Origin of the sequence: Massilia sp. ST3, from assembly GCF_018119405.1 — a bacterium.
Classification (GTDB): Bacteria; Pseudomonadota; Gammaproteobacteria; order Burkholderiales; family Burkholderiaceae_D; genus Telluria.
Genome location: NZ_JAGPWC010000011.1, coordinates 1 through 18,082, shown reverse-complemented (window position 1 = coordinate 18,082; position 18,082 = coordinate 1). Strand labels below are relative to the sequence as shown.

Annotated in this window: 18 protein-coding genes; 1 reads left to right on the top strand and 17 read right to left on the bottom strand. The window is 65.4% G+C overall.

Features of this window, described 5'->3' with window-relative positions; genetic code table 11:
* Nucleotides 1-45: 45 nt before the first annotated feature.
* The 5 genes from KBW98_RS05500 to rpsF all read right to left on the bottom strand — a co-directional run bounded on the left by KBW98_RS05500 (nt 46) and on the right by rpsF (nt 3,086).
* A complete protein-coding gene (locus tag KBW98_RS05500) occupies nt 46-1,443 on the bottom strand; it encodes a replicative DNA helicase (protein ID WP_373888907.1) in 1,398 nt (465 codons plus the stop codon).
* Nucleotides 1,444-1,563: 120 nt separating this feature from the next.
* Nucleotides 1,564-2,016, bottom strand: a complete 453-nt coding sequence (gene rplI, locus KBW98_RS05495; protein WP_211519121.1) for a 50S ribosomal protein L9 — start codon at nt 2,014-2,016, stop codon at nt 1,564-1,566.
* A gap of 38 nt (nt 2,017-2,054) precedes the next feature.
* Nucleotides 2,055-2,345, bottom strand: a complete 291-nt coding sequence (gene rpsR / locus KBW98_RS05490; protein WP_036249492.1) for a 30S ribosomal protein S18 — start codon at nt 2,343-2,345, stop codon at nt 2,055-2,057.
* A 30-nt stretch (nt 2,346-2,375) separates the two neighbouring features.
* The gene (priB, locus tag KBW98_RS05485) at nt 2,376-2,666 is read right to left on the bottom strand and encodes a primosomal replication protein N (RefSeq protein WP_211519120.1); all 291 of its coding nucleotides are present in this window, start codon (nt 2,664-2,666) and stop codon (nt 2,376-2,378) included.
* Nucleotides 2,667-2,699: 33 nt separating this feature from the next.
* Nucleotides 2,700-3,086, bottom strand: coding sequence for a 30S ribosomal protein S6 (rpsF, locus tag KBW98_RS05480; protein WP_020656856.1), 387 nt, complete (start codon nt 3,084-3,086; stop codon nt 2,700-2,702).
* Between the two features lie 411 nt (nt 3,087-3,497).
* On the opposite strand from rpsF, the gene lexA reads away from it, so the two are divergent.
* Nucleotides 3,498-4,130, top strand: coding sequence for a transcriptional repressor LexA (gene lexA / locus KBW98_RS05475; protein WP_211519119.1), 633 nt, complete (start codon nt 3,498-3,500; stop codon nt 4,128-4,130).
* 183 nt (nt 4,131-4,313) lie between these two features.
* On the opposite strand, the gene KBW98_RS05470 is transcribed toward lexA, so the two are convergent.
* From KBW98_RS05470 to KBW98_RS05415, 12 genes are all read right to left on the bottom strand, one after another.
* Nucleotides 4,314-5,051, bottom strand: a complete 738-nt coding sequence (locus KBW98_RS05470; protein WP_211519118.1) for a tetratricopeptide repeat protein — start codon at nt 5,049-5,051, stop codon at nt 4,314-4,316.
* A 106-nt stretch (nt 5,052-5,157) separates the two neighbouring features.
* Nucleotides 5,158-6,399, bottom strand: a complete 1,242-nt coding sequence (locus KBW98_RS05465) for a cystathionine gamma-synthase family protein (protein ID WP_211519117.1) — start codon at nt 6,397-6,399, stop codon at nt 5,158-5,160.
* 7 nt (nt 6,400-6,406) lie between these two features.
* Nucleotides 6,407-7,930: an amidophosphoribosyltransferase gene (purF, locus tag KBW98_RS05460; protein ID WP_211519116.1), complete on the bottom strand. Its 1,524-nt coding sequence runs from the start codon at nt 7,928-7,930 to the stop codon at nt 6,407-6,409.
* A 53-nt stretch (nt 7,931-7,983) separates the two neighbouring features.
* Entirely contained in the window at nt 7,984-8,472 is a 489-nt protein-coding gene (locus KBW98_RS05455; RefSeq protein ID WP_211519115.1) for a CvpA family protein, read from the bottom strand.
* Between the two features lie 17 nt (nt 8,473-8,489).
* A complete protein-coding gene (locus KBW98_RS05450; protein ID WP_211519114.1) occupies nt 8,490-9,410 on the bottom strand; it encodes an SPOR domain-containing protein in 921 nt (306 codons plus the stop codon).
* Between the two features lie 14 nt (nt 9,411-9,424).
* On the bottom strand, nt 9,425-10,723 hold the full coding sequence (folC, locus tag KBW98_RS05445; protein ID WP_211519113.1) for a bifunctional tetrahydrofolate synthase/dihydrofolate synthase: 1,299 nt from the start codon (nt 10,721-10,723) through the stop codon (nt 9,425-9,427).
* A 73-nt stretch (nt 10,724-10,796) separates the two neighbouring features.
* The gene (gene accD, locus KBW98_RS05440) at nt 10,797-11,669 is read right to left on the bottom strand and encodes an acetyl-CoA carboxylase, carboxyltransferase subunit beta (RefSeq protein ID WP_211519112.1); all 873 of its coding nucleotides are present in this window, start codon (nt 11,667-11,669) and stop codon (nt 10,797-10,799) included.
* A gap of 318 nt (nt 11,670-11,987) precedes the next feature.
* Nucleotides 11,988-12,788 (bottom strand): tryptophan synthase subunit alpha, encoded by an 801-nt coding sequence (gene trpA / locus KBW98_RS05435; RefSeq protein ID WP_211519111.1) that lies wholly within the window; start codon nt 12,786-12,788, stop codon nt 11,988-11,990.
* Nucleotides 12,789-12,837: 49 nt separating this feature from the next.
* Complete coding sequence (gene trpB / locus KBW98_RS05430) at nt 12,838-14,082, bottom strand: tryptophan synthase subunit beta (protein ID WP_211519110.1); 1,245 nt, start codon at nt 14,080-14,082, stop codon at nt 12,838-12,840.
* Nucleotides 14,066-14,758: a phosphoribosylanthranilate isomerase gene (locus KBW98_RS05425; RefSeq protein ID WP_211519109.1), complete on the bottom strand. Its 693-nt coding sequence runs from the start codon at nt 14,756-14,758 to the stop codon at nt 14,066-14,068. The genes trpB and KBW98_RS05425 overlap by 17 nt, the downstream gene beginning before the upstream one ends.
* A gap of 9 nt (nt 14,759-14,767) precedes the next feature.
* The gene (gene truA / locus KBW98_RS05420; RefSeq protein WP_211519108.1) at nt 14,768-15,568 is read right to left on the bottom strand and encodes a tRNA pseudouridine(38-40) synthase TruA; all 801 of its coding nucleotides are present in this window, start codon (nt 15,566-15,568) and stop codon (nt 14,768-14,770) included.
* Nucleotides 15,565-18,082: FimV/HubP family polar landmark protein (locus KBW98_RS05415; RefSeq protein WP_211519107.1), on the bottom strand; the 2,518-nt coding region annotated here is incomplete at its 5' end. The genes KBW98_RS05415 and truA, both read right to left, overlap by 4 nt.

The window sequence follows — 18,082 nt, the reverse complement described above, 5'->3', positions numbered from 1 at the left end:
TTCGAAACCGCTGCACCGGATCGGCAGCGGCAAAGGTTCGACGGTTTAGTCGCCCTGGTAAATGGCGAGGTTACCGCTGTAATTGCCAAACTTGGTGTACTGGCCGATCCAGGTCAGGCGAATCGCGCCGATAGGACCGTTACGCTGCTTGCCGATGATGATCTCGGCGGTTCCTTTGTCGGGCGAGTCCGGGTTGTAGACCTCGTCGCGATACAGGAAGATGATCACGTCCGCATCCTGCTCGATAGCGCCGGATTCGCGCAGGTCGGACATGACGGGACGCTTGTTCGGGCGCTGTTCCAGCGAGCGGTTCAGCTGGGACAGGGCGATGACCGGGCAATGCAGTTCCTTGGCCAGGCCCTTGAGCGAACGCGAGATCTCGGAGATCTCGGAAGCCCGGTTGTCGCCCGGCTGGCTGCCCTGCATCAGCTGCAGGTAGTCGACGATGATCAGGCCCAGCTTGCCACATTGACGGGCCAGGCGGCGCGCGCGGGCGCGCATCTCGATCGGGTTCAGCGCCGGCGTCTCGTCGATGTAGAGCTGGGCGTCGTTCATCTTCTGGATGGCGTGCGTCAGGCGCGGCCAGTCCTCGTCGTTCAGGCGGCCGGTACGCAGGCGGTGCTGGTCGAGCTGGCCGACCGAACCGAGCATACGCATGGCCAGCTGGGCGCCGCCCATCTCCATCGAGAACACGGCCACCGGCAAGCCGGCTTCGATCGCGACGTTCTCGCCGATATTGACCGAGAACGCGGTCTTGCCCATCGACGGACGGCCGGCGACGATGACCAGGTCGCCCGGCTGCAGGCCCGAGGTCATGCGGTCGAGGTCGATGAAGCCGGTCGGCACGCCGGTGATCTCGCCCTGGTTCTCGCGCGAATACAGTTCGTCGATGCGCTCGACCACCTGGGTCAGCAGCGGCTGCACGGCGGTCCAGCCCTGGGCGCCGCGGGCGCCCTGCTCGGCGATGGCGAAGATCTTGGACTCGGCCTCGTCCAGCATCTGCTTGACTTCCTTGCCCTGCGGGTTGAACGCATTGCCGGAAATCTCGTCCGCGACGGTGATGAGCTTGCGCAGGATGCCGCGGTCGCGCACGATCTCGGCATAGCGGCGGATGTTGGCGGCGGACGGCGTGTTCTGCGCCATCGCGTTCAGGTATTGCAGGCCGCCCACCTCCTCGGCCTTGCCGAGCTGGTTGCAGGCTTCGTAGACGGTAATGACGTCGGCCGGCTTACCCGAATTGATCAGGCGGACCATCTGTTCGAAGATGATCCGGTGGTCGTAGCGGTAGAAATCGTCCGCGTGCATGAAGTCGGCGATCCGGTCCCAGGCCGCGTTATCGCGCAGCAGGCCGCCGATGACGGACTGTTCTGCTTCGATGGAGTGCGGCGGGATGCGCAGGGATTCGATTTGCGGATCGGCGGGGGCGGCGTTCATGGCGGGCATTATACCTGCTCCGGTCACACGGCTGAAATAATTGGTGAAACTTGCCAATAAAAAAAGCCGGGCGAACCCGGCTTTTTTCTTTTATACAACAACAGCTTAGGCTGTTGCCGATGCGGCTGATCAGGCAGCTTCGCCGACGACGGCGATGGTGATTTCCGAGACGACGTCGGTGTGCAGCGCGACGGCAATCGGGAACTCGCCAGTGGTCTTCAGCGGGCCGGTCGGCAGGCGAACCTGCGACTTCTCGACCGGGAAGCCTTGCTTGCTCAGGGCTTCGGCGATGTCGAAGTTGGTGACCGAACCGAACAGACGGCCGTCCACGCCGGCTTTCTGGGCGATGGTGACGGTCATGCCGCTCAGCTTGTCGCCTTGCGCCTGGGCAGCAGCCAGCTTTTCAGCAGCAGCTTTTTCCAGTTCGGCGCGCTTGGCTTCGAACTCGGCCACAGCCGACTGGGTAGCGCGGCGCGCCATTTTTTGCGGGATCAGGAAGTTACGTGCGTAACCGTCCTTGACTTTCACCACGTCGCCCAGGTTGCCGACGTTAACAACTTTTTCCAACAGAATGACTTGCATATTTTTCTCCAGGATCTTTTGACTGTCGTGGCCGACGATTAGGCGTTGTGCAGGTCGGTGTACGGCAGCAGCGCGAGGTAACGGGCGCGCTTGATGGCGGTGTCAACCTGGCGCTGGTAGTGCGCCTTGGTGCCGGTCAGGCGTGCCGGCATGATCTTGCCGTTTTCCTGGACGAAGTCCTTCAGGGTGTCGACGTCCTTGTAGTCCACCTGTTCCACGCCGGCGGCGGTGAAGCGGCAGAACTTCTTGCGCTTGAACAGCGGGTTCTGCTGCTTGCGCTTGAGTTTTTCTTTAGCTTTGTTTTTGTCGAACTTTTTACCGAATGCCATTTTGAGGCTCCTGTATCTATCTAGTGCCGCTTATGCGGCTTGAAAATCAATGATGTGAAACACCAGGGCTTTGCTGTTGCGGTTTTTCTTTGCAAGGAATCCGGTGAAACGGTAGCTGGCGCCGAGTTCCGCGCTGCCGAACCTGCCTGAAATCTCACCCGCGGCGAAGGCGGGGATTTCGAACTCGACGAGCCTGGCGACTCCGGCTTCTTCCTGCTGCCCGCTGTGCATCAGGATGGCGGACACGATGGGTACGCCGGCCGGGGTGTAGCGCAGGACATCACGCTCGGCGATGGTCGCTTCGAGCTCGAGCTGGTTCACTACTACCGATCAAACAAATTCCTGGAGAAAAACTTAAGCAGCTGCGGCCGGGGCAGCGGCTGCTGCTTCTGCGCGGTGGCTCTTGGCTGCGTCTTCGCGCTGGACCGATTTCATCATCGGCGACGGTGCGGTTTCGGCCTTCTTCATCTTAACGGTCAGATGACGCAGGACGGCATCATTGAATTTGAATGCGGTTTCCAGCTCGACCAGGGTCTCGTTGTCGCATTCGATGTTCATGCAGATGTAGTGTGCCTTCGGCAGCTTCTGGATCTGGTAAGCCATCTGGCGACGGCCCCAGTCTTCCACGCGATGGATGTTACCGCCGCGGCTGGTCACCGTGGTCTTGTAACGCTCGATCATCGCCGGGACTTGCTCGCTCTGGTCCGGGTGGACGATAAAAACGATTTCATAATGACGCATGCAACACTCCTTGAGGACGTTTAAACAAATGCCCACCTCGGCGTCAAGACGAGTGTGGGAAGGGAAAGCCTTCGATTATAGCCTGAAAAGTGGGGGGATGGGAAATGGTATGTGGGGTCCAGGGACTCGCTACGCTCGGGGGATGTTGGCGGTTTGCTACGGACTTGGGTCCCCGCCTGCGCGGGGACGACGTTCAGATGGTGCGGATCGCAGAAGATGTTGTGGCCTGCAACTTCAGAACGTCATCCCCGCGCCGGCGGGGACCCAAGTTGGCGTGCAAACCACGAGAATCACCCCTCCCCACCCCGCGCTGCACAATTTTTTTACACTTTTCGCGCGTTTCCCCTTGCGCATACCAGAATACTGTACAAAAATACAGTCTGCTCCTATAACCATTGCCGTACCACATCCATGATCAAGCTCACTGCAAGGCAAGAACAGATCCTCAACCTGATCAAGGAAGCGATCGAAAACACCGGCTTCCCGCCGACACGCGCCGAAATCGCGGCCGAACTGGGCTTCCGGTCGGCCAATGCGGCCGAGGAGCACCTGCAGGCCCTGGCGCGCAAGGGCGCGATCGAGATTTCGCCGGGCACCTCGCGCGGCATCCGCCTGGTCGGCGCCAGCGTCGAGCAGATCCCGATGCCGCCGCCGGCCCTGATGATGTCCCTGCCCCTGGTCGGCCGCGTTGCCGCCGGTTCGCCCATCCTGGCGCAGGAACACGTGGAAGCCACCTATAGCGTCGACGCCGCCATGTTCTCGGCGCGCCCGGACTTCCTGTTGAAGGTCAAGGGCTGGTCGATGCGCGACGCGGGCATCTGCGATGGTGACTTTTTGGCGGTGAAGAAGATCGACAGCGCCAAGAACGGACAGATCGTGGTGGCGCGCCTCGGCGAGGAAGTGACCGTCAAGCGCTACCGCAAGACGGGCAATACCGTCGAGCTGCTGCCGGAGAATCCGGACTTCAAGGTGATCCGGGTGGAACCGGGTGACGAGTTTGCGCTGGAAGGGCTGGCGGTGGGGTTGATGCGTAGCTGGCACTAAGCTGCGCTGTCTCTACGCTACGCACTTGGGTCCCCGCCTTCGCGGGGAGTCATAGGCGCCGGTGGCGCGTATGACGTGCATAGGTGCGTGGCCGAAGTTACATCGTTGATTGGATCGGCATTTTCAATCAACGTCATCCCCCCGAAGGCGGGGACACAAGTTCGCCCGATCAGCCAATCACACTCACTTCACCTTCGACTTGATCGACCCATCCCCCGCATTATTCTTGATCATCGCATTGTGCTCCGCCACATACGCCTCCGTCGCCGCGCGCCAGGCGGCGAAATCCGCGAGGATCAGCTTGGAACTTACCTTCGCCTCTTCCGCCAGGTTCTCGCGCACGCGCTCAAGGTGAGCCTGGGCCGCCTCGGTCTCCTGCTTGCTCATCAGCTTGGCGATATCCGCCGGGATCTTCTTGGTCAGCGGTGAGGACTCGTTCAGGTTCGTGACGAACTTGTTGTAGCAGTTCTGCCAGGTGGTCACCGCCCCGCTGACGCGGTCGATCTCGTCGTTGATCTTCGACATGCTGGGAATGCGCGGCGCCTTGCAGGCGAATTCGCCGGACTTCAGTTCCGAACCGTCGTAACCCTTGACCCAGTAATCGATGTCCGCGCGGCGTTCCACGCGCTGCTTCATGACGTCGAGCGAGGCCGCCGCCACCTTGTTGCCCTTGGCGGCCGACTTGCGGAACAGCGCCTCGGCCTTGGCCTCGTCCACCTGCCCCGCTTCGCCATACCAGTACATCTGCGCCAGGTGCTGCTGCGCTTCCGGGTTGCCTGCGTCGGCCAGCTTGGTGTACAGCTTGAGCGCCGTCGCGTAATCCTTCTTGGCGAAGGCGGCGTGGGCGTCGTCGAGCGGGCCTGCGACAGCAGCGGTGGACAGCAGGAGGGAAAGGGCGAGAACGGACAGGGAACGTTTCATGGGTGGCGAAGAAGTGGCGAATCGAATCCCCATGATAGCGGCATTCGCCCGCCCTGCTCAACCGCTGAAACAAAAACGGCCGGCATCGCAGCCGGCCGTATTGACGCTAGGCGCTCAGCGCCTGGCGGAAGTCCGCCAGCAGGTCATCGGTATCCTCGATGCCCACCGAGACGCGGATCAGGGACTCCGCGATGCCCATGCTGGCTCGCCGCTCCGCGCCCATCTCGAAGAAGATGGTATGCGCCACCGGGATCACCAGGGTGCGGGTGTCGCCCAGGTTGCTGGCCGGGATGCCGAGCTTGAGGCGGTTCAGGTAGTCGAAGCAGTCGATGCCTTCCTTCAGCTCGAAGGACAGCAGCGAACCGCCCGAGCGGAACAGTTCCTTGACGATGCCGTTCTGCGGATGCGAAGCCAGGCCCGGGTAGTGGACCGCCGACACGCGCTCGTCGGCCTCGAGCATCTGCGCCAGCGCCAGCGCATTCGCGCTGGTGCGCTCCATGCGCAGCGCCAGGGTCTCCGCGCCGACGGCGATGTGGTGGGCCGCTTCCGGACCGAGCGCCGCGCCGAAGTCGCGCAGGGCCTTCGCGCGCAGCTGGGCCATGCCCTGCGCCTGCGGCGGCTGCTTGCGGAAGTTCTGGGCGATGTTCGGGTAGGCGCTCCAGTCGAACAGGCCGGTGTCGGTCAGGGCGCCGCCCAGCGCGATGCCGTGCCCCCCGATCGACTTGGTCAGCGAATTGACCACCAGGCCGGCGCCGACCGCCTTCGGACGGAACAGCCAGGGCGTGGTCATGGTGTTGTCGACCACGTAGAGGATGCCGCGCTCGCGGCACAGCTGGCCGATGCGCGCCAGGTCCGCCACTTGCGTGCGCGGGTTGGCGATGGTCTCGACGAACACCAGGCGGGTGTCCGGCGTGAGCGCCGCTTCGACATTGGCGGCGTCGGTCGCGTCGACAAACGCGACGTCAACGCCCTGTCCCGCCACCGTCTGCCACAGGCTGTTGGTGTTCCCGAACAGGAAGGACGAGGAGACGATGTGGTCGCCCGCCTTGAGCAGCGCCTGGAACAGCGCGCCGATGGCGCCCATGCCGGTGGCGAAGCACAGGGACGCGAACCCGTCCTCCATCTTCGTGATCTTGTCCTCGAGCGCGCCGACGGTCGGGTTGCCCTGGCGGCCGTAGCGGAAGCCCGGCTCCTTGCCCTGGAAGACCGAGGCCAGCTGGCGCGCATCGCCGTAGCCGAAGGCCACCGAGGTGTGCACCGGCTTGTGCAGCGAGCCCTGCTCGATCGCCTTGCGGCGATCGTTGTGCAGGATCGTGGTGGTGAAGCCGTACTTGTTGGACTCGGTCATGGCTGACTTACTCGGCGGCGACCGGCGGATTCAGGTTGAGCTGGGTGCGCACCGGGTCCTCGACCGTGGCCTTGGTCGGGTTGTGGCGCGCCGATTCCAGCTTGTCCAGGTATTCCGGGGTCACGTCGCCGGTCACGTACACGCCGTCGAAGCACGAGGCCTCGAAGTTCTTCAGCGCCGGGTTGACGTCCGAGATCGCGCGCTTGAGCGCATCGACGTCCTGGTAGACCACGCGGTCGGCGGTGATCTCCTTGCAGACTTCTTCGACGGTGCGGCCGTGGGCGATCAGCTCGTCGCGGGTCGGCATGTCGATGCCGTACACGTTCGGGTACAGCACCGGCGGCGCGGCCGAGGCGAAGAAGACCTTGCGGGCGCCCGCTTCGCGCGCCATCTGCACGATCTCGCGGCTGGTGGTGCCGCGCACGATCGAATCGTCGACCAGCAGCACGTTCTTGTCCTTAAACTCGGAGCTGATCGCGTTGAGCTTCTGGCGCACCGATTTGCGGCGCATGCCCTGGCCCGGCATGATGAAAGTACGGCCGATGTAGCGGTTCTTGATGAAGCCTTCGCGGTATTCCACGCCCAGCTTGAGGGCCAGCTGGATCGCGGCCGGACGCGAGGAATCCGGGATCGGCATCACGACGTCGATCTCGTCGACCGGGATCTCCTTGCGGATCTTGTCGGCCAGGTATTCGCCCATGCGCAGGCGGGTGGCGTAGACCGAGGCGCCGTCGATCACGGAGTCGGGACGCGCCAGGTAGACGAATTCGAAGGCGCAGGGGTTCAGCGACGGGTTCTCGGCGCACTGGCGCTCGTGCAGGGCGCCGTCGTCCGAGATGAAGACCGCCTCGCCCGGCGCGATGTCGCGCACGAAGCGGAAGCCCAGGCCTTCCAGGGCCACCGATTCGCTGGCCACCAGGTATTCCTTGCCCTGCTCGGTCTCGTTCACGCCGATGCACAGCGGGCGGATGCCGAAGGGGTCGCGGAAAGCCAGCATGCCATGGCCGGCGATCTGCGCCACCACGGCGTAGGCGCCCTTGACGCGGCGGTGCACGGCGGCGACGGCCGTGAACACGGCGTCCGGGCTCAGGGTGAAGCCGTCGGCCGCCTCATGGATCTCGTGGGCCAGCACGTTGAGCAGCACTTCCGAATCGGAGTCGGTGTTGATGTGGCGGCGGTCGTTGCGGAACAGCTCTTCCTTGAGCTGGGCCTGGTTGGTCAGGTTGCCGTTGTGCGCGAGGGTGATGCCGAAGGGCGCATTAACGTAGAACGGCTGCGCCTCTTCCTCGCTCGACGAGCCCGCGGTCGGGTAGCGGCAGTGGCCGATACCGGTGTTACCTTGCAGCGAACGCATGTTCCGGGTACGGAACACGTCGCGTACCAGGCCGTTGGCCTTGAACATCGAAAACATGCTGCTGTGATTGGTCGCGATCCCCGCCGCATCCTGGCCGCGGTGCTGCAGCAGCAGCAATGCGTCATACAGAAGCTGGTTGACGGGAGAGTGCGAGACGACGCCGACGATGCCACACATGGTGCGCTCCTAAAAACTGGACTGCTTGATTGCTAAAAAGTTCAAAACTTGGTTCAGTATCTGACGTGCTGCGCCAGCGCAGCGGGCAGGAAGGGCCTGACGGTGCGCGCGCCGGTTTCCGCCATGGGCGACAGCAGCGCGTCTCTCCAGAAAGGCTGTTGGGGAATGGCCGTCATCCCACACAATATGACGGCGGCAAGCACGATTACAATGCCGCGCGCCAAGCCGAATAATCCTCCCAGGCCACGGTCCGCAAGGCTCAGGCCGGTGGCTTCCACCAGGGCCCCGATCGCCAGCGACAGCAGGCCCATCAAGATGCGCACGCCCAGGAACAGGACGATGAAGGCCAGGATCAGGCGCGCCGTCTCGCCCGGAATCAGTTCCGGCAGCATGGGCGCCAGCTTGGCCCCGTAGGCGTTCGCCACCACGAAGGCGACGATCCAGCCCAGCAGCGACAGGATTTCCTTGACCAGCCCGCGCAGGGTGCTGATGACAACGGACGACACCAGTACGAACAGGACAAGATAATCGAAAATCGTCACGCCTGCTCAACCCTGTCTCAGAGCGGCACCATCGTGCCCGACAGGCCGATGCTTCCCAGTTTGGCGCGGACTTTTTCCGCTTCTTCCTTGCTGAACGGGCCGACGCGCACACGGATCAGGTCGCCGGACTTCTGGGTGAAGGACGAGACCCCGGCCGCGCGCAGGCGGCTTTGCAGTTCGGCGGCCTTTTCCTGGCTGGCCAGCGCGGCGACCTGCACCACGTAGCGTGGCGCCGGGCCTTCGGCCTTGACCACTGGCTTGTCTTCCAGGATGGCCATGGCGCGGGCGCTCTCGTCGGCGCGCGGTTTCTCGGCTTTTTCAGCCGTCTTGGGCTCGGCCTGCTTGGCGGGCTTCTTCTCGGGTTCGCGTTTTTCCGGCTCGGGCTTGCGCGCCGGCTCGGGTTTCACGGCCTCGGGCTTGGGCTCGGGCTTCGGTGCATCCGGCTTGGCGGTCTCGACGGTGCGCACCGGCGGCGGCTCGACGCTGGCGGGCGCGGCCTTCGGCGCGGACGGGGCGGCGGGCGGCGTGTCGGACGGGACATCGACGATCTCTTCGTCGCTGTCCACGCTTTCGGAAGCGGATACCGGCGCCGTTGAAGCAGGCTCGGCCGGCACCGGCAGCGGCGCGGCCTTTTCCTTGGACGGAATGTGGATGGCGATGTCGCCGGCCAGCGGCTTGGGCTCGGAGTCGAGCAGCATCGGCAGGCCGACCGCGGCCGCCAGGGCCAGGGCGATGGCGCCGACCAGGCGGCGGCGCGCGCGTTTCTTTTCGGGCAGTATCGGATCGGGACCGCGGCCGCGCCGCGCGCCCTCTCCTGCGTGCGAGGCGCGCTTGGAGCGGGCGCGCTCGCCAATCGCGGCATCGTCATCCTTGACGAAATGGCCGCTGTCCCGGACAGTTTCTTGCTTGTTTTTATTGCCGAACGAGAACAAGCCCATGCGTTTTCAGTCGATCAGTGAAGAGAGGATTTGCGGGCCGCCATCACGCCTGCGACGGTGTAGAACGAGCCAAAGACCACAATTCTATCATTCTCCCCTGCGCGGCTGAGGGCATTCGCATAGGCCTCGCCCGGATTGGCGAAGGCGGCGACCGAAAAATCGTCCTCTTTCGCGCCGGCCGGCTTCAGGGCGGCCAGCTTTTCCGCCAGCTCCGCCGACTTGGCCGAGCGCGGCGAATCGAGGTCGGCCACGCACCAGTGATCGATGATCCCGGCCATCGGCGCGATCACGGCGTCGATGTCCTTGTCTTCCATGATGCCGAACACGGCATAGGTGAAGCGGTGGAAACCCATGTTGCCGAGGTTCTGGGCCAGCGTCGCCGCGGCATGCGGGTTGTGGGCCACGTCCAGCACCTGGGTCGGGCGGCCCGGCAGCACCTGGAAGCGTCCCGGCAGCTCGACCATCGCCAGGCCGGCGCGCACTTCCTGGGCGCCGCAGGGCAGCTGCATGCGCAGGGCTTCGAGCGCGGCCAGTGCGGCCGAGGCGTTGAGCAGCTGGTTGGCGCCGCGCAGGGCCGGATAGGCCAGCGAATTGCGGCGCTGGCTGCGCCCGCCGTAGCTCCACTGCTGCTGGTCGCCCTGGTAGTTGAAGTCGCGGCCCAGCAGCCAGAGGTCGGCCTTGATGTCCTCGGCATGCTCGATCAGGGTGCTCGGCGGCACCGGGTCGCTGCAGATCGCCACTTTGCCCGGACGGAAGATGCCCGCCTTCTCGAAGCCGATCTTCTCGCGGGTATCGCCCAGGTAGGCGGTGTGGTCGATGTCGATGCTGGTCACGATGGAGACGTCGGCGTCGACCACGTTGACCGCGTCCAGGCGGCCGCCCAGGCCGACTTCCAGTATGGCCACGTCCACGCCGCTTTTTGAAAGCAGATGCATGATGGCCAGGGTGGTGAATTCGAAATAGGTCAGCGACACCTCGCCGCGCACGGCTTCGACGGCATTGAAGGCCTCGACCAGGGCTTCATTCGAGGCCATTTCGCCATTGATGCGGGCGCGCTCGTTGAAGTCGAGGAAGTGCGGCTTGATGTACAGGCCGACGCGGTAGCCCGACTGCAGCAGCATGGCTTCGAGCATCGCGCAGGTCGAGCCCTTGCCGTTGGTGCCCGCCACCATGATCACGGGGCAGGAGAAGGCCAGCTGCATGCGCTCCTTGACGGCGCGGACACGGTCGAGGCCCATGTCGATATGGGTTTCGGCATGGCGCGACTCGAGCAGGGCCAGCCAGTCGGGCAAGGTGGTGGGGAGAGTGGACATGTGTACGTCTGGGAAGGCGTGCGCGGGAGCGCACGGTGCGGCACGTTTTCAGGCGCGCCGCACCAGGGATGGATCAGGCCAGAACTTCGGCAGCCTGGTTCTGCAGCAGGGCCAGCAGGCGTGCGATTTCCTCGCGCATCTTGCGGCGGTCGACGATCATGTCGACGGCGCCTTTCTGGACCAGGAACTCGGCGCGCTGGAAGCCTTCCGGCAGCTTTTCGCGCACGGTGTTCTCGATCACGCGCGGGCCGGCAAAGCCGATCAGGGCCTTCGGTTCGGCGATCACGACGTCGCCCATGAAGGCGAAGGAAGCCGAGACGCCGCCCATGGTCGGGTCGGTCAGGACGCTAATGAAGGGGAGCTTCTTTTCCGACAGCTTGGTCAGCATGGCGGTGGTCTTGGCCATCTGCATCAGCGACAGCAAGCCTTCCTGCATGCGTGCGCCCCCGGTGGCGGTAATGCAGATGAAGGGGACCTTCTGCTCCAGGGCCACCTGCGCACCGCGGGCGAAGCGTTCGCCGACGACCGAGCCCATGGAACCGCCCATGAATTCGAACTCGAAGCAGGCCACGACGACCGGCAGGCTCATGATCGAGCCGCCCTGCACGATGAGGGCGTCGGTTTCGCCGGTGGCGTCCATCGCCTGCTTGAGGCGGTCCGGGTACTTCTTGGAATCCTTGAACTTCAGGGTATCGACCGGCAGGGCTTCCTGGCCGATCTCATAGCGGCCGCCTTCGTCGAGCAGTCCATCGAGGCGCTCGCGGGCGCGGATGCGCATGTGGTGGTCGCACTTGGGGCAGACGTGCAGGTTGGACTCGAGGTCCGCGCGGTAGAGGACCGACTCGCACGACGGGCACTTGACCCACAGCCCTTCGGGCATGGTCTTGCTCTTGGCGGCATCGGAGCGCTGGATCCGAGGGGGCAGCAGTTTTTCCAACCAACTCATCTTATCTCCTTTGCGGCAAATCTTTCAGGTGGCGGTAGTGTAGCCGCTCAGGCCCGGCTTGTCGAATCGTAGCAAGCCGACAATTATCACTTTAACAAGCCACTCCACCCTTCTCTATTCGACTGCGAGAACGAGGGTCAGAGTCGAATTCTTTGTCAACTTTTGATAATTTCCCAACAATTCGACTCTGACCCTAATTGCCGAGAAGTTATTCTTCAAACAACAAATTAGGGTCAGAGTCGAATTGTTTGACAACTTTAGGGAATTTCCCAGCAATTCGACTCTGACCCTCATTATTGGGCTATTGCCCGGGGGAGATTAGCGAGCGTCGAGGGCGCTGCGGATGCCGGCGGTGAAGCTGCGGACGGCGTCGACGGCGTTTTCCCGGGGCGTGTTTTCCAGCTCCTGGATGATGCGGCTGCCGATCACGACCGCATCCGCCACCTCGGCCACCGCCTTCGCCGTGGCGCCGTCGCGGATGCCGAAGCCGACGCCGATCGGCAGCTTGACGTGCTCGCGGATCGCGCTTACGCGGCGCGCCACGTCGGCCGTGTCGATGCTGCCGGCGCCGGTCACGCCCTTCAGCGAGACGTAGTAGCTGAAACCGCTGCCGTAGCGCGCCACCTGCTTGACCCGCTCGACCGTCGAGGTGGGCGCCAGCAGGAAGATCAGGTCGAGGCCGTTCTCGCGCATGGCGTCGGCGAATGCGGCGCACTCTTCCGGCGGGTAGTCCACCACGATGGCGCCGTCGGCGCCGGCTTCCTTCGCGCAGCGAATGAAGTTGTCGGGGCCGATGCGCTCGATCGGATTGGCATAGCCCATCAGGACCACGGGCGTCGTCTGGTCGTTCTTGCGGAATTCGCGCACGAAGCCGAAGACGTCCTTCAGGCCGATATTGAACTTGAGCGCGCGCTCGCAGGCGCGCTGGATCACCGGTCCCTCGGCCATCGGATCGGAAAACGGCACGCCGAGTTCCAGGACGTCGGCGCCGCCCTCGACCAGGGCATGCATCAGGGGGACGGTAAGTTCGGGGCCCGGGTCACCCGCGGTGATGAAGGTGACCAGGCCGGTCTTGTTCTGCGCCTTGAGCGCGTTGAAGCTTTGTTCGATGCGGGACATGCTGTTCTTCCTATTTGAATGACGTTCACGAATGGGTGGGATGCAGCCTTCAGCTGAAATCCAGTCCCATACGCGCCGCCACCGTGTGCATGTCCTTGTCGCCGCGGCCCGACAGGTTGACCAGGATGAGCTTGTCCTTCGGCAGGGTCGCCGCCAGCTTGACACCGTAGGCGATCGCGTGCGAGGACTCCAGCGCCGGAATGATGCCTTCGATGCGGCAGCAGTCGTGGAAAGCCTGCAGCGCTTCCTCGTCCGTAATCGAGACGTACTGCGCGCGCGCAGAATCCTTCAGCCACGCGTGTTCCGGACCCACGCCCGGATAATCCAGGCCCGCCGACACCGAGTGGGTCTCGATGATCTGGCCGTTCTCGTCCTGCAGCAGGTAGGTGCGGTTGCCGTGCAGCACGCCCGGGAAACCGGCCGTCAAGGACGCCGCATGCTTGCCCGAGTCCAGCCCTTCGCCGGCCGCCTCGACGCCCACCAGCTGCACGCCCGGCTCGCCGATGTAGGGGTAGAAGATGCCCATCGCATTCGAGCCGCCGCCGATGCAGGCGACCACGTAGTCCGGCTGGCGCCCCGTCATCTGCGGCATCTGCACGCGGCATTCCTCGCCGATCACCGACTGGAAGTCGCGCACCATCATCGGATACGGGTGCGGGCCGGCCACGGTACCGATGATGTAGAAGGTGTTTTCGATGTTGGTGACCCAGTCGCGCATCGCTTCGTTGAGCGCGTCCTTGAGGGTCTTGGAGCCCGACTCCACCGGCACCACGGTCGCACCGAGGAGCTTCATGCGGTAGACGTTCTGGGCCTGGCGCTTGACGTCCTCGGCGCCCATGTAGACCACGCATTCCAGGCCGAAGCGGGCGCAGATGGTGGCGGTGGCGACGCCGTGCTGGCCGGCGCCGGTTTCGGCGATGATGCGCTGCTTGCCCATGCGGCGCGCCAGCAGGGCCTGGCCGATCACGTTGTTGATCTTGTGCGCGCCGGTGTGGTTCAGGTCCTCGCGCTTGAAGTAGAGCTGTGCGCCGCCGGCGAGCTCGGACCAGCGGCGAGCGTGGTACACGGGCGACGGACGGCCGACGAAGTGGGCCAGCTCGTAGCGGAATTCCTCGAGGAAGATCGGATCGGCCGCGTAGCGGGCATAGGCCTCGTTCAGCTCGGCCAGCGCGTGCGACAGGGTTTCGGCGACGAAGCTGCCGCCGTAGGGGCCGAAGTGGCCGGCTGCGTCTGGCAGCGGGTAATCGGGGGTCTTGAACAGTGCGGCGGCGCCGCGGCTAGGAACTTCTTTCATGGCTGGACTCACTAGAGGTGGTGGCATCGGCAGCCCGCACCGCGGCGATAAAGCCGGCGATCTTGCGGGCGTCCTTGATTCCCTTGCCCTCCTCGACGCCACTGCTGACGTCGACGGCGAAGGGACGAACACGTACCACCGCGTCAGTCGCGTTGTGTACGCTCAAGCCACCACTCAAAACGACCCGAGGCGCGAGCTCTTTTGGAATAAGAGACCAATCGAAGACCTTTCCTGCGCCGCCGTAGGCGTCCACGTAGGTGTCGAGCAGGACGCCCGAGAACCAGGGACTGGCAGCGCGGTTTGCAGCTTCCCATTCTAGCAAAGCGGCGGGCGCCGTGTCCGGTTTTACGCGGAAGGCCCGCACATAGGGCCGGCCCACCGCCGCGGCAATGGCCGCGCACTGCTCGTCCGTTTCGTCGCCGTGGAACTGGATCAGCGACAGGGGCATCGCCTCGGCCACCGCGCGCACCTCTTCCAGGGACGGATTGACGAACAGCGCCACCGCCCCTACGAAAGGCGGCAGCCCCGCGCACAGCTCGGCCGCGCGCGCGGGCGTGACATAGCGCGGGCTCTTGGAATAGAACACGAAACCGAGGGCGTCGGCGCCGGCATCGACCGCCGCGCGCAGGTCCTGCTCGCGGGTGATGCCGCAGATCTTGATGCGGGTGCGTTGCATAACTCGTCCTTAGAGCCAAGGCAGGGGCGGCGCGTCTTCCTGCGGCAGCCCCCACTTGGGATCGTACTCGATCCTGGCGAAGTACAGGCCGTCCGGCATGAAAGTCGGGGCCGCGACGTCGCGCGAGCGGCTTGCCAGCACCTCGCCCATCCAGGACGGCTCGTTACGGCCCGTGCCCACGTAGATGAGCGAACCGACGATATTGCGCACCATGTGGTGCAGGAAGGCGCTGGCGCGCACGGTGAACACGATGATGTCGCCGTGGCGCTTGATGCTGACCTCGTGCATGTCCTTCACCGGCGTGTTGGCCTGGCAGCCCGAGGCCCGGAAGGCCGAGAAATCGTGGGTGCCGATCAGGTACTGCCCGGCTTCGCGCATGCGCTCCACGTCGAGCGGGCGGAACACCCAGCCCGCCCGGTCGGCCAGCAGCGCGGACGGGTTGGGGTGGTTGTAGAGCACGTAGTGGTAGGTGCGCGAGCGCGCCGAGAAGCGCGCGTGGAAGTCCTGCCCTTCCGCATCCGGCGCCACCTCGTGGGCCCAGCGCACCACGATGGTGTCGGGCAGGAAGGCGTTCACGCCGCGCACCCAGGACTGGGCCGGACGGTCGAGCTCCGTGTCGAAATGGACCACCTGCTCGATCGCATGGACTCCGGCGTCGGTGCGGCCGGCGCAGGTGGTGTGCAGGGGGACGGTCGCGAACTTCTCGAGGGCGATCTCGAGCTGGTCCTGGACCGTGTTGCGCGCGGGCTGCTTCTGGTAGCCGTTCCAGCCAGTGCCGACGTACTGGACTCCGAGTGCGATCCGCCTCACGCGAGCAGCTCGCGCATCGCGCTGGCCTTGCTCACCTGTTCGCTGCTGCCACCCTTGATGACTTCATCCAGCAATTCGCGTGCGCCCTCCTTGTCGCCGATCTCCTGGTAGGCGATGGCGAGGTCCAGCTTGGTTTCCATTTCCATGTGCTCGGGCGACAGCTCGGCCACCTGGTTCATTTCGGTCACGTCGGCGATCTCGGCGGCGTCGAACTGCTGCACGGCGGAGGCGTTCGCGGGAACGGCGCCCGGCAGCTCGAGGTCGAAGTCGGCCAGGTCGAAGCTCGGCTCGAGCGGCACGCCCGGCGACGGGGTCGCGGCCTCGGCGGGCGCGGCGGCCGGCACGTCCGGCAGCGCGAACGGGTCGTCTTCAAGCGCCTGGTCCTGCGCGGCGACAGGCGCGGCCGGGGTCTCGGGCAGGCCGAAGTCCATGGTGTCGAGATCGAACAGCGGATCTTCCGACGCCGACGCGGCCGCCGTGTCGGCCGCCGGGCGGATCGCCGGCGCTTCTCCCGGTGCCGGAGCGCTGGCCGCGGCCGGCGCGCCGAAGTCCATGCTGTCCAGGTCGAACAGCGGGTCGTTCATCTCATCCGCCTTGGCGGCGGGCGCTTCCACGGCCAGGGCCGGCAGCGACGGCAGGCCGTCGAATTCCTTGGCCAGGCCCTGCATGTCGACCGTGTGGTCCACCGGCAGCGGCTGGGCGGCCTGCGGGCTCAGGTCAAGGGTGAAGTCCTCGTCCTCTTCCTCGATCGCCGCCGCCGCTTGCGCAGGCTGCGCCGTGGCCGGCTGGTCGAAGTTCATGTCGAAGGACAGGTCGAATGCGTCGTCCGTGGCGGTGTTCTCGGCGGCAGCAGGGACTGCGGCCGCGGTGGCCGGCTCGATCGGGTCGAGGCTGAAGTCGAAGCCAGGCACAGCGGTCGCATCGGTGTCGGTCCCGGCCTTGCCGTCCGGGCCCGGCATGGCGATCGCATCGCCGCTGCCCACCGGCTCGAAGGTCAGGCCGCCCAAGTCGAAGTCGAGCGCGCTGTCGTCGGTGCGCGCCGTGGCGTCGGCGTCGGCCGCAGGCACCGCGGTGCGGTCGGCGTCCGCGTCCTTGTCGAGCATCACGCCGGCCGCCGCGCCCGCACCCAGCGCCGCGGCCGCCGGGGCGCCGCCGCGGAAGGCGTCTTCGAGCTGCTGCGACAGCAGGGTTTGCTGGGTTCGTTCCTGTGGCGACGGCGGCGACGGCGGCGCCACCGGCGAAGCGCCCGCATACAGCGGGTTCAGCGGATCGATCGAGAGGCCGAGCGCGGCGGCTTGCGCCCACTCGTCGCCCTGCCCGCGCGTCAGGCCCTGCAGCTCGGTGGCCTGGGCTTCGAAGGCGCGCAGGTCCTTGCGGGCGGCGTAGATCTCGAGCAGCTTGAGGCGCACTGCGTGGCGCTCCGGATGCACGCGCAGCGCTTCCTTCAGGATTTCCTCGGCCTGGGCGTCGCGGCCATAGGCAATGTAGACGTCGGCTTCCGCGACCGGATCGACCTCGTTGGTGTCGAGCTGGCTGGCCGAAGGTGCGAAGCTGGAATTGAAGACGCTGTTGTTGGTGTCCACGCTCTGGCCGCCGGTTTCGGCGAACAGCGAGTGCGCGGCCTGGGCCGGCACGCCCAGTACCGAAGGTTCGGTGATGGTCACCTTGTCCGGGGCTGGTTTGCGCTTGCGGCGCTGCGACAGGCCGAGGCCCGCCAGCAGCAGCACGGCGGCGCCGGCGCCGATGTAGACGATGTTGTCCATCAGCTTGTCGGCCAGGGTCGGCTCTTCCTTCACCGGCTTTTTGGCCTTCGGCTTGGCGGCCGGCTTCCTGGCCGGGGCCTGTTCGCCATCCTTGGTGGCCAGCTTGCCCGCGGCAGCGCCGGCAGCGGCGCCGGCAGCGGCGCCGGCGGCGGCGCCTTGCGCTTCGCTGCCCGGGCGGCTCTTCACGGTCATCAGGTCCTCGAGCTCGTTGACGTTCTTCTCGAGCTCCTTGACGCGGGCCTGGGCCTGGTCCAGTTCCTTCTGCTTGGCGATGGTGTCTTCGACGCTGGCGGTGGCGCCCTGCGGGCCGCCCTTGGCGCCCGGCACGGCCTTCGACAGGCGCAGCTGGTCTTGCGATTCGTTGGCGGCGGTCGGGCGTTCCTCGACCTTGGCGGTGACCTTGCCGGTGGCGCTCTGGCCGGCCTGCGGCGCGCGGCTCGGGGCCGCGGTCTCGACCTGGCCAGCGAGCTTGTTGCGGTAGGCGTTGAAGTCGGCCGCATGGGCCACGACCACGCCGCGCGCCTCGCCCTCGCCGGTGCCGCGGATGGCCTGGTTGTCCGGCACGCTCAGGATCTGGCCCGACTTCAGGCGGTTCATGTTGTTGCCGATGAAGGCGTCCGGGTTGGCGCGGTACAGCGCCACGAGCATCATGTCGAGCGAGATGTCGGCCGGTTTCAATCTGGTCGCGATGCGGCCCAGGGTGTCGCCCGGGCGCACGCGGTAGCTCGACGGCGCGGCGGCGCTGTCGGAC

Bases quoted from the DNA above. Each gene is read 5' to 3' on its own strand.
- purF (WP_211519116.1), bottom strand. From the start codon at position 7,930: ATGTGTGGCATCGTCGGCGTCGTCTCGCACTCTCCCGTCAACCAGCTT.
- rplI (WP_211519121.1), bottom strand. From the start codon at position 2,016: ATGCAAGTCATTCTGTTGGAAAAAGTTGTTAACGTCGGCAACCTGGGC.
- trpB (WP_211519110.1), bottom strand. From the start codon at position 14,082: ATGAAAGAAGTTCCTAGCCGCGGCGCCGCCGCACTGTTCAAGACCCCC.
- accD (WP_211519112.1), bottom strand. From the start codon at position 11,669: ATGAGTTGGTTGGAAAAACTGCTGCCCCCTCGGATCCAGCGCTCCGAT.
- folC (WP_211519113.1), bottom strand. From the start codon at position 10,723: ATGTCCACTCTCCCCACCACCTTGCCCGACTGGCTGGCCCTGCTCGAG.
- KBW98_RS05500 (WP_373888907.1), bottom strand. From the start codon at position 1,443: ATGCCCGCCATGAACGCCGCCCCCGCCGATCCGCAAATCGAATCCCTG.
- rpsR (WP_036249492.1), bottom strand. From the start codon at position 2,345: ATGGCATTCGGTAAAAAGTTCGACAAAAACAAAGCTAAAGAAAAACTC.
- KBW98_RS05425 (WP_211519109.1), bottom strand. From the start codon at position 14,758: ATGCAACGCACCCGCATCAAGATCTGCGGCATCACCCGCGAGCAGGAC.
- lexA (WP_211519119.1), top strand. From the start codon at position 3,498: ATGATCAAGCTCACTGCAAGGCAAGAACAGATCCTCAACCTGATCAAG.
- KBW98_RS05450 (WP_211519114.1), bottom strand. From the start codon at position 9,410: ATGGGCTTGTTCTCGTTCGGCAATAAAAACAAGCAAGAAACTGTCCGG.
- trpA (WP_211519111.1), bottom strand. From the start codon at position 12,788: ATGTCCCGCATCGAACAAAGCTTCAACGCGCTCAAGGCGCAGAACAAG.
- rpsF (WP_020656856.1), bottom strand. From the start codon at position 3,086: ATGCGTCATTATGAAATCGTTTTTATCGTCCACCCGGACCAGAGCGAG.
- KBW98_RS05470 (WP_211519118.1), bottom strand. From the start codon at position 5,051: ATGAAACGTTCCCTGTCCGTTCTCGCCCTTTCCCTCCTGCTGTCCACC.
- KBW98_RS05465 (WP_211519117.1), bottom strand. From the start codon at position 6,399: ATGACCGAGTCCAACAAGTACGGCTTCACCACCACGATCCTGCACAAC.